General features: G+C 55.1%; 1 protein-coding gene. It reads right to left on the bottom strand.

All coding sequences use genetic code 11. The features are described from left to right. A partial coding sequence (locus WMO64_RS17060) for an IS256 family transposase (protein ID WP_349232772.1) occupies positions 1-628 on the bottom strand: 628 nt, incomplete at both ends.

The raw sequence follows: 628 nt of genomic DNA, 5'->3' as shown, positions 1-628 counted from the left end.
CGCTGGTATTTGGCATCAGGGAATACTTCTCCAACAGCCTCCAGCATGCCCAGGCACTTGTCTCCAACGATGAGTTTCACGCCGTCCAGACCACGGCTACGCAGCCACTGGAAGAAGCTGACCCAGCTGGCCTTGTCCTCTTTCATGCCCTCAGCGGCACCCAAAACCTCACGGTATCCGTCCTCATTCACCGCAATTGCTACCAGAATAGCTACATTTTCATACTCTCCGCCCCAGTTGCGACGCAGATAGATCCCATCCACATAGACATACGGATAACGCCCACCTTGCAGAGGACGGTTGCGCCAATCTTCAATGTGGACATATGCCTTCTTGTTCAGTTCGCTAATGGTAGAGGGAGATACCTTGCTGCCCCAAAGAGCCTCGGTAATGTCCTCCACACGCCGGACAGATACACCAGCAAGGTACATCTCAATGAGAGCCTCTTCCACACTGCTCTCCCGGCGGCGATACCGTTCAATGATGGCAGTTTCAAAGGAGATTCCCTTGAGCTTAGGTACCTTGAGGGTGACATCCCCGGAAGTGGTGGTGAGGTTACGGTTGTAGTGGCCGCTGCGGTAGCCCTGGCGCTGCTCATTGCGCTCGTACCGGGCAGCTTGGGTCAGCT

This window comes from Pseudoflavonifractor intestinihominis (assembly GCF_040096055.1).
GTDB lineage: Bacteria > Bacillota > Clostridia > Oscillospirales > Oscillospiraceae > Pseudoflavonifractor > Pseudoflavonifractor intestinihominis.
This window is presented reverse-complemented; position numbering and strand designations above follow the sequence as displayed.